Source organism: Synechocystis sp. LEGE 06083 (assembly GCF_015207725.1).
Taxonomy (GTDB): Bacteria; Cyanobacteriota; Cyanobacteriia; order Cyanobacteriales; family Microcystaceae; genus Synechocystis; species Synechocystis salina.
Genome location: NZ_JADEWJ010000187.1, coordinates 1 through 7,701, shown reverse-complemented (window position 1 = coordinate 7,701; position 7,701 = coordinate 1). Strand labels below are relative to the sequence as shown.

General features: G+C 50.6%; 10 protein-coding genes. 4 read left to right on the top strand and 6 right to left on the bottom strand.

All coding sequences use genetic code 11. The features are described 5' to 3' along the window. Positions 1-112: 112 nt before the first annotated feature. From IQ219_RS13755 to IQ219_RS13745, 3 genes are read right to left on the bottom strand one after another with little or no spacing between them, the layout of a single operon-like run. Complete coding sequence (locus IQ219_RS13755; RefSeq protein ID WP_194072985.1) at positions 113-577, bottom strand: glutathione peroxidase; 465 nt, start codon at positions 575-577, stop codon at positions 113-115. A gap of 40 nt (positions 578-617) precedes the next feature. Continuing rightward, a complete protein-coding gene (locus tag IQ219_RS20565) occupies positions 618-1,634 on the bottom strand; it encodes an adenylate/guanylate cyclase domain-containing protein (protein WP_194018681.1) in 1,017 nt (338 codons plus the stop codon). 21 nt (positions 1,635-1,655) lie between these two features. After that, on the bottom strand, positions 1,656-2,378 hold the full coding sequence (locus IQ219_RS13745) for a DUF3120 domain-containing protein (protein ID WP_194072984.1): 723 nt from the start codon (positions 2,376-2,378) through the stop codon (positions 1,656-1,658). 256 nt (positions 2,379-2,634) lie between these two features. Between IQ219_RS13745 and serA the strand changes: the two genes are divergently transcribed. The 4 genes from serA (at position 2,635) to IQ219_RS13725 (ending at position 5,782) form a co-directional block, all read left to right on the top strand. Continuing rightward, positions 2,635-4,299: a phosphoglycerate dehydrogenase gene (serA, locus tag IQ219_RS13740; protein ID WP_190598398.1), complete on the top strand. Its 1,665-nt coding sequence runs from the start codon at positions 2,635-2,637 to the stop codon at positions 4,297-4,299. A gap of 79 nt (positions 4,300-4,378) precedes the next feature. Then, a complete protein-coding gene (prmA, locus tag IQ219_RS13735; RefSeq protein WP_194072983.1) occupies positions 4,379-5,281 on the top strand; it encodes a 50S ribosomal protein L11 methyltransferase in 903 nt (300 codons plus the stop codon). Positions 5,282-5,309: 28 nt separating this feature from the next. Continuing rightward, positions 5,310-5,561, top strand: coding sequence for a type II toxin-antitoxin system HicA family toxin (locus IQ219_RS20560; protein WP_194072982.1), 252 nt, complete (start codon positions 5,310-5,312; stop codon positions 5,559-5,561). A gap of 2 nt (positions 5,562-5,563) precedes the next feature. Then, positions 5,564-5,782 (top strand): type II toxin-antitoxin system HicB family antitoxin, encoded by a 219-nt coding sequence (locus IQ219_RS13725; RefSeq protein ID WP_194072981.1) that lies wholly within the window; start codon positions 5,564-5,566, stop codon positions 5,780-5,782. Positions 5,783-5,901: 119 nt separating this feature from the next. Here the strand turns inward: IQ219_RS13725 and IQ219_RS13720 are convergent, their stop codons facing one another. The 3 genes from IQ219_RS13720 to IQ219_RS13710 all read right to left on the bottom strand — a co-directional run bounded on the left by IQ219_RS13720 (position 5,902) and on the right by IQ219_RS13710 (position 7,384). After that, entirely contained in the window at positions 5,902-6,105 is a 204-nt protein-coding gene (locus IQ219_RS13720) for a phycobilisome linker polypeptide (protein ID WP_010872505.1), read from the bottom strand. A gap of 212 nt (positions 6,106-6,317) precedes the next feature. Continuing rightward, a complete protein-coding gene (gene apcB / locus IQ219_RS13715; RefSeq protein ID WP_010872504.1) occupies positions 6,318-6,803 on the bottom strand; it encodes an allophycocyanin subunit beta in 486 nt (161 codons plus the stop codon). 95 nt (positions 6,804-6,898) lie between these two features. Further along, complete coding sequence (locus IQ219_RS13710; RefSeq protein ID WP_190598395.1) at positions 6,899-7,384, bottom strand: allophycocyanin; 486 nt, start codon at positions 7,382-7,384, stop codon at positions 6,899-6,901. Positions 7,385-7,701 lie beyond the last annotated feature (317 nt).

The following is a 7,701-nucleotide window of genomic DNA, read 5'->3' as shown; positions in this document are numbered from 1 at the left end:
TCCGAAAGCAGTGCACCCCAAATTTCAAGCTATGACAACAAATACCCCGTGCAGAAGCACAGGGTAAAAATTACAACAAGCTCAATGACAGAGAGTTTTGTCGCTCAAAAACTTAGCCCAAAGCTTTTTCAATGGCAGCTTTTAAAGAAGAGTCATCGGGTTTAGTTTGGGGGTCAAAGCGGGCCACCACCTGCCCATCTCGACCAATTAAAAACTTGCCAAAATTCCAGCCAATGTCTTCGCCATCGCCGACGAGGAATTGGTAGAGGGGGCTGCGGTTGGGACCATTGACGTCTTGCTTTTCTAGCAAGGTAAAGTCCACATCGTACTTGGTTTTGGTGAATTCTTTAATCTCCTCTGGGGAGCCTGGTTCCTGGGCACCGAATTGATTGCAGGGCACACCGATAATTACCAAACCTTGGTCTCCATAGGCCTGATCCAAGGCCACTAGGCCGCTGTACTGGGGAGTTAAGCCACACTTACTGGCAACATTGACAAAGAGGACAACTTTATTATCAATTACCTCCGGAGCCAGGGGCGTGCCATCTAGGGTGGTCAAGGAATTGGGTAAAGGCATAGGTGTTAAGAAATATTACGACGGTTTCCATTATGGACGATTAAGGTACTTCCGGTACCGGAGGGGGACTATCCTCCAGGGTGGTGTTATCCAACAGCAATCCCAGGGTGGCAAAGGGCAGGCCGTAAATGGCGATCGGGTTGGTGTAACCCTTCAACTCAATGGTGTCTTGCTGAATAGTTGCGGCCCATTGGGGTAATTCCTGTAGATAGCTAAAGGTTTTTTCGCTCATGGCCAAGTCGAAATGGGCCTGCTTGGTGGCAGATTCTAACCGAAAAGCAGCGTTGACCGTATCACCGATCGCCGTGTAGTCGGGGTGATCGCCACTACCGGTATTACCCACCATGGCGTAGCCAGTGTTTATTCCTGTGCCAATACGGAGGGGGAAAGGCAGATCGTATTTTTGATTTAACCGGGCCGTCATGGCCTGGAGGCGGTTGACAGCATGGAGAATTTGGAGAATTTCCGCCGGGGTAGCTTCGTTGTAGCCGTGGAACCAGATCGCCATCACCGCATCGCCGATGTACTTATCCACCCAGCTACCGGCTTCCCGCAAAATATGTCCGGCCTGGCGGAACCAATTGCCAATTAGTAGGGATAGCAATTCCTCCTGCACCTGCTGGGCCATGCCAGTGAAGTTGCGCATATCCGCCACCAACACCGTAATTAGTCGCCGCTCATGGAGCACGTTGGTCTGGGTATCCCATTCCGCCGGATTCCGCAACAGCCCCGACGGTGTACCGTTTTGGTCAGAGTAAAATTTTGCTTCCGTTTTACCAAAGGTAATTTTGTCCTTGTCCTGAATGGCGATCGGTATACTCACCCGCCGACCATTGACGAAGGTGCCATTGCGGCTACCTAGGTCAATTAACAAAAAAGTATCTTCCTCCGTCGCCTGCAAAATCGCATGGTTGCGGGAAATGCAACTGTCCCGGATGACCAAATCATTCTCCTGGCTCCGGCCCACAGTCCAATAGTTCCGCCCCTGGAGAGGAAAAGTCACATCCCCATGGGAGAAATGTACTATTAGGTGAACGGATGGAGCAGGCTTATCCACGGGGTAATGGCAAAAGTTGACTTAGGCCATCATAGCCCCAAGCCAGAAAAGGGCATCTACAACAATAGTACTCAACACGGCTCCCGCAAAGGCCTGCCAGCCGGGGGACCGCCGTTGCAACGCCCAACCGCCCAGCCCCAGCAATAGGGCCAACAATAGCCAAGCCCAGGCCGCCCCCCAGGGGGTATGAATTTTAGCCAGGGCCGCTTGGAAAACAAACCGGGCGAATTCGGGGTCCACCACCATCACCTGACGCCAATGATCCATCAAGCCGGTGAGGTAAAAGTAAATATCGGTGACGGCCGTTCCCGTCAGGGAGCCTAGGTAGAATAAATGGCCGATTACGCCCCAGCCCCGTTTCAGTCCCCAAAGGGCAAAGGGTAAACCGATCGCCTCGATGGGTAAATGCCAGAGGGGTTCCCAACGAAACCAACCCCAATAAATGGCCCCCGCCAACCAACTCCAGCTAAAGCCCAGCAGTAAATCCCCCCACAGGGCCTGATCGGGTCGTTTCATTAACCAAACGGCGATCGCCACCCAGGGTAAAGTCAACGCCAGGGAAAGCCAGGGAAATTGCCGCACCAGGGGCGCTTGGATAAACACCGGCACAGAAACCAGAAAGCCCGCCATCAGTTGCATGCCTGTGGTGGTGGCATCAATGGCAAGGCCGGAGCGCCAACGGTGGAAGCGGCGCAGAAAATTAAGCCCTGGCTGGGCTAAGGCGGTGGTTAAAAGGGGAATCACTACAGGGGTTGAATAAAGTTGGCTAAAAGGGGTTTTAAAAAAGCTTCCCTCTGGGGGAACAGAGGCAGGGGTAATTTTAAGTTTTGTTACTTTAAATTAATCTTGCTTATTATATCCAAAAACTTCTAGGCTTTCTAGGGAATACTGCCTATGGTTTGGCCACCTCAGCCCCAGGAATCAGAAATATTGCTAACGGTTATCCCCCAAGCCGCTAGAATGGGCTACGGAGATCGGCCCAGGATACCAACTGCATCTAGTGAATCTAGCCTGGCTCCAGGGATTTTTTCTACCCCTTCCGTCCCCGCCGGCCCCAGCGCTATTAATTTTTCGATCATTCACCATGGCTAAAGTTTTAGTTTCTGACTCCATTGACCAAGTCGGCATTGATATTCTCAAACAAGTTGCCCAAGTTGACGTAAAGACTGGGCTATCGGAAGCAGAAATTATAGACATCATCCCCGAGTACGATGCCATCATGTTGCGCTCTGCCACTAAGGTGACGGAGAAAATTATCCAAGCGGGTAGCCAGTTAAAAATCATTGGCCGGGCTGGGGTTGGTGTGGATAATATCGATGTGCCTGCGGCCACTCGCCAGGGCATTGTGGTGGTTAACTCCCCCGAAGGTAATACCATTGCGGCGGCGGAACACGCTTTGGCCATGATGATGGCCCTGGCCCGCCACATCCCCGATGCCAATAAATCCGTCAAAGAAAATAAGTGGGAACGGAAACAATTCATCGGCACCGAAGTTTACAAAAAAACCCTAGGGGTAGTGGGTCTAGGAAAAATTGGTTCCCACGTGGCCGGAGTGGCCAAGGCCATGGGCATGAAATTGCTGGCCTATGACCCGTTTATTTCCCAGGAACGGGCCGACCAAATCGGTTGTACGTTGGTGGACTTGGATCTGCTATTCAGCGAAGCGGATTTCATTACCCTACACATTCCCAAAACGCCGGAAACCGCTAATCTGATCAATGCTGAAACCCTGGCTAAAATGAAGCCCAGTGCCCGCATTATCAACTGTTCCCGGGGGGGCATCATTGACGAAGAGGCTTTGGTTACTGCCATTGAAACGGCCGAGATTGGTGGGGCGGCCCTGGATGTGTTTGCCCAGGAACCCCTGGGGGAATCCCGTCTGCGGGAATTTAGTAATGTGATTTTGACTCCCCATTTGGGGGCCTCCACCGAAGAAGCCCAGGTGAACGTGGCGGTGGATGTGGCTGAACAAATTCGGGATGTGTTGTTGGGTTTACCGGCCCGTTCAGCGGTGAATATCCCTGGCCTCACCCCCGATGTGATGGAAAAGTTACGTCCTTACCTCAAGCTAGCGGAAACCCTTGGCACCCTAGTGGGGCAGTTGGCGGGCGGCCGGATCGATCGCCTGACGGTTTGTTTACAGGGGGATTTGGCGGAATATACCAACAGTCAACCCCTGGTGGTGGCGGCCATTAAAGGTCTGCTCTCCCAAGCCCTCCGGGAACGGGTCAACTATGTCAATGCGGCGATCGAAGCTAAAGAGCGCGGCATTAGGGTAATTGAAACCAAAGATGCTTCGGTGCGGGACTATTCCGGCTCCTTGCACCTCAAAGCCACTGGCACCATGGGGGAACACTCCGCCACGGGGGCCCTGTTGAGCAACGGCGAAATCCGCATCACCGACGTAGACGAATTCCCCATTAACGTTCCCCCCAACAACTATATGTTGTTCACCCTGCACCGGGATATGCCGGGCATCATTGGTAAAATTGGTTCCCTGCTGGGTAGCTTTAACGTCAACATTGCCAGCATGCAAGTGGGACGTAAAATTGTCCGGGGGGATGCGGTCATGGCCCTGAGTTTGGACGATCCCCTCCCCGATGGTTTGCTATCAGAAATTACCAAGGTGGCTGGTATTCGAGATGCCTACACCGTTAAGCTCTAATCAGCTTGCCAAAGGTTGAAGTCAATTTCGGGAGGTTTAAATCCCTCCCCTGCCGTTGGCCCATATCAGGGAGGAATGAATGGCTGTGGCTAATAGTTGGTGGGAAATTAGAATACTTTGCCATCCTTCCCTGGAAGAAACTGCTTTTTGGCGGCTGGAAAAGTTTGGCTGTGTGGGCACTTCCACTGAAAAAAAGGCCCATTCCCTGCTCATCCGTGGTTATTTACCCCAGGAAAAGGCAGAAATTCTTGACCTCGCCGCCCTAGCCCTCTGGTGTGAGCAGGACGCCCTATTACTTCAGGTGCCCAAGCCCCGTTTCCATTGGCAATTGATTGACGAAGAAGATTGGTCCATTAGTTGGAAGGAGCATTGGCAACCCACCCCTGTTGGTGATCGGTTTATTATCTACCCAGCCTGGATTGATCCCCTAGACCCTGGCGATCGCCTGATTCTGCGCCTCGACCCCGGGGTGGCCTTTGGCACCGGCACCCATGCCACCACCCAGCTTTGTTTGGAATCCTTGGAAATGCGAGTGGATCCAGACAAAAATCAAGTGTTGGCGGATCTTGGTTGTGGTTCCGGTATTTTGGGCATTGGAGCAATTTTATTAGGGGCGGCCAAAGTGTACGGGGTGGACAATGACCCCCTAACGGTGGATTCGGCCCGCCATAATCGCCATCTGAATCAAATTCATCCCGATAATTTGGTCATTAATGAGGGCAGTGTGCTGGAGTTGGAGCAGTTAATTGCGGAGCCGGTGGATGGCATTATTTGCAATATTTTGGCGGACGTCATTGTCGATTTACTGCCCCAATTCACCCCCCTGGTCAAACCCCAAGGTTGGGCCATTCTCAGCGGCATTATGGTGGAACAAAGTCAGGCGATCGCCGATGCGCTGGAGCAAAACGGTTGGACGGTGGTCGCCATTTGGAAGCGGCAGGAATGGTGTTGCTTTCAAGCTAGAAGGGAAGATAGTGATTGATAATAGCAGTGGGGAGAATTGAGATTATATGGGGAGGAAACATAAACTTTTAAAACAAATTTTGTCTTGCTCAAAGAATATACCTTTTAACGATTTTGTGAGCCTGATAGAGTCATTTGGTTTTCATCTTTCCAGAATTAGTGGGAGTCACCATATTTTTATCCACCCCGACGTCACAGAATTAGTTAACGTTCAAAATGTTAAAGGACAGGCCAAACCTTACCAAATCAAACAGTTTTTAACTTTAGTTGAAAAATATAATCTCAGATTGGAGGATTAATTATGAAGGACTATCACATCAATATCTTTTACAGTGAAGAAGATGAAGGTTATATTGCCGATATTCCCGACCTTAATTGTTGTTCCGCCTTTGGTGAATCACCATTTGAAGCTTTGCGGGAAGTGGAAATTGCCAAAAAATTGTGGTTAGAAAGTGCCAAAGCGGAGGGAAAATCCATTCCTCTGCCAACCTATCGACCCGCCATTTATCAGGCTTCCTGAACAACCTAAGGGCAGAAGATGCAAAAAATCACAAAAAAGAGGCCATTGCTGACCTCAAAGAAATTGATTCATAAAATTGCCATTCAACATTGCTAAATTAGCAACAACTAGTCTCGAGCCTAGGCCAGACCCGCATTGGTGCCGGGACGGCCAGTGGCTAATTCGACTTTCACAATTTTGCCGCCCATTTTCATGATGCGCTGTTGCTCACGAAACCAATTGTCGTAGGGCACCAACTTCGTAAAATAAGTATTTTGTAATTCCCGTTGTGTCCGAATCCGGGTTTGGCTAGGAACACAAGCCGTAATTCTAAACATCCGCATGGGGTGTGGCTCTCCTAAAACGTTTTCTCTTAAAAAGTTGGCATATGCGACAGAACGGGAGTCAGAAGTCAATACCGGTCAGCTAAAACCCCGGCTATCCCGGTGGTGGCTTTAACGGCCCCAGCACTCACTTTAGACTTCCCGTTCCAACAGAGGGGCTACTGGCTAAGTTGTAAATCAACCAAGGCAGCATTACCCACGGGAATCCAGGACTAGCTCAAGCCAGAGCAGATGTAGTCGAGGTAAACGCCCATTTCTTTGCCAGCATCAGCACCAACCAAGCTAGCGGTAACTTCTTTGATGGCTTGGATAGCTTGTACGGTGGAAGAGATGGGTACACCCAAGGAGTTGTAGGTTTCTTTCAAACCGTTGAGTACGCGCTCATCGAGAATGGAAGCGTCACCAGCCAACATGGCATAGGTGGCATAGCGGAGGTAGTAGTCCAAGTCACGGATACAAGCCGCATAGCGACGGGTGGTGTACATGTTGCCACCGGGACGGGTTACGTCGGAGTACAACAGGGATTTGGCCACAGCTTCTTTAACGATGGTGGCAGCGTTGGCGCTGATTACACTGGCAGCCCGCACCCGCAGTTCACCGCTGGCGAAGTAGCTTTTCAGTTTGTCCATGGCAGCACCGTCGAGGTACTTACCTTGAACGTCAGCAGAGTTGATTACAGCCGTAATTGCGTCTTGCATAGTTTTGGTTTCCTTAAATCTTACTCAATGGAAAAAATTGCTAAAAGGGTTGAATAATTAGGGCTCAACACTTCAATAAGCTCAGGTTTAACAACCTAGCTCATGGCACCGATAACGAAATCAAAGTAGGCGGAGGCTTCGGCGGCATCATCGGAGGACATCAAACCAGAAGCAACTTCTTTCATTTCCCGGACACTTTGAGCAACGGCTTCAATGGGGGTGCCGAGGGAACGATACATTTCCCGTACGCCCACTAAACCGATTTCTTCGATGGGGGTAACGTCACCGGAAACCACACCGTAGGTGACGAGGCGGAGGTAGTAGTCCATGTCCCGCAAGCAGGTGGCGGTCATTTCTTCACCGTAGGCATTGCCACCGGGGGAAACGATGTCAGGACGTTTTTGGAAAAGGCGATCGCCAGCTTGTTTAACGATGGTCTCGCGGGAACCGGTCAAGGTTTCAGCAATGCGAAGACGGGCGGCACCGCCGGTAACGAAAGATTTAATACGATCCAGTTCACCCGGGCTTAGGTAGCGGGCTTCTGCATCAGCATTCACGATTGATTTCGTGACGATACTCATGGATGGATTCCTCCGTAAAGATTTAAAACGTTAAAAAAAGGCTTTAAGCTGATTTTATCAACCGAGACATAGTCACGAACTGGACAAAGCCGTTAACCAGCGGACTCCAGCGAGCAACCTGCCCAAACTATTCTCAGGCATTGCGTTCCTGATTACACTGTCCCCGTAACAGTTTGTAATATTTCTTGACGATCGCCCCCTGAATTTGCCCTAATCCCTTGGCATTTTAGGGGGAGGCTGTAAGATTAGAGGGGAAAGTAATGGTTAAATCCAAATTTTCCCGAATTTTGACTTCCACTCCTCCGCCTCCCTTCGTA

Excerpts from the sequence above, each read along its gene's own strand:
- IQ219_RS13755 (WP_194072985.1), bottom strand. The coding sequence starts at position 577 with ATGCCTTTACCCAATTCCTTGACCACCCTAGATGGCACGCCCCTGGCT.
- prmA (WP_194072983.1), top strand. The coding sequence starts at position 4,379 with ATGGCTGTGGCTAATAGTTGGTGGGAAATTAGAATACTTTGCCATCCT.
- IQ219_RS20560 (WP_194072982.1), top strand. The coding sequence starts at position 5,310 with ATGGGGAGGAAACATAAACTTTTAAAACAAATTTTGTCTTGCTCAAAG.
- IQ219_RS13725 (WP_194072981.1), top strand. The coding sequence starts at position 5,564 with ATGAAGGACTATCACATCAATATCTTTTACAGTGAAGAAGATGAAGGT.
- IQ219_RS13720 (WP_010872505.1), bottom strand. The coding sequence starts at position 6,105 with ATGCGGATGTTTAGAATTACGGCTTGTGTTCCTAGCCAAACCCGGATT.
- apcB (WP_010872504.1), bottom strand. The coding sequence starts at position 6,803 with ATGCAAGACGCAATTACGGCTGTAATCAACTCTGCTGACGTTCAAGGT.
- IQ219_RS13710 (WP_190598395.1), bottom strand. The coding sequence starts at position 7,384 with ATGAGTATCGTCACGAAATCAATCGTGAATGCTGATGCAGAAGCCCGC.